This is a genomic window from Psychrobacter sp. NZS113, from assembly GCF_015864825.1.
GTDB lineage: Bacteria > Pseudomonadota > Gammaproteobacteria > Pseudomonadales > Moraxellaceae > Psychrobacter.
Map to the genome: position 1 here is coordinate 1 of NZ_JADYWL010000025.1, position 619 is coordinate 619.

The 619-nt window shown below is 41.2% G+C and carries 1 rRNA gene; it reads left to right on the top strand.

The window, feature by feature from the left end:
• Positions 1 to 169: 169 nt before the first annotated feature.
• Positions 170 to 284: ribosomal RNA gene (gene rrf, locus I6E61_RS13980) — 5S ribosomal RNA — on the top strand.
• The last annotated feature ends 335 nt before the right edge of the window (positions 285 to 619 follow it).

Sequence of the window (619 nt, forward strand, 5' to 3'; positions counted from 1 at the left end):
ACCCGTGAGGCTTAACCATACAACGCCAAACGAGTTTTATGTGATAGTGAAACACGCGAAGAAGTTAATATGACTAAAGTAGATATTACTTAGAAAGACTTAAAAAATATTATCAGATATTTTCCAAATTCAGTTAGTGCGTAGAAATACGAATTAACGCCCAAATTTGCTTGGTGACAATAGCGTTTTGGACCCACCTGACTCCATGCCGAACTCAGTAGTGAAACGAAACAGCGCCGATGATAGTGTAGCATTTGCTATGTGAAAGTAGGACATTACCAGGCTTCAAATTGTAGAAAGCCCGAATTTAACGATTCGGGCTTTTTTACGTCTGCAGAAAAGTGAAAACGTGCAATTAACACACACTCACAGCAACACCCATCACGTAGGTCGGGCGAGCGTAGCGACTCCCGACGCTAAAATCACAACAAAAACCCTCAATATCTCAGTCGGCCAATAAAGTAGCATTTGCTACGTGACTTTCTACCGCTGGGGGCACTATGACATTACACAAGCTTCACATTGTAGAAAGCCCGATTCGAAAGAGTCGGGATTTTTACGTCTGTAGAAAAGTAAAATACGCACAATTAATAGACACTCATATCAAAACCCATAGCGT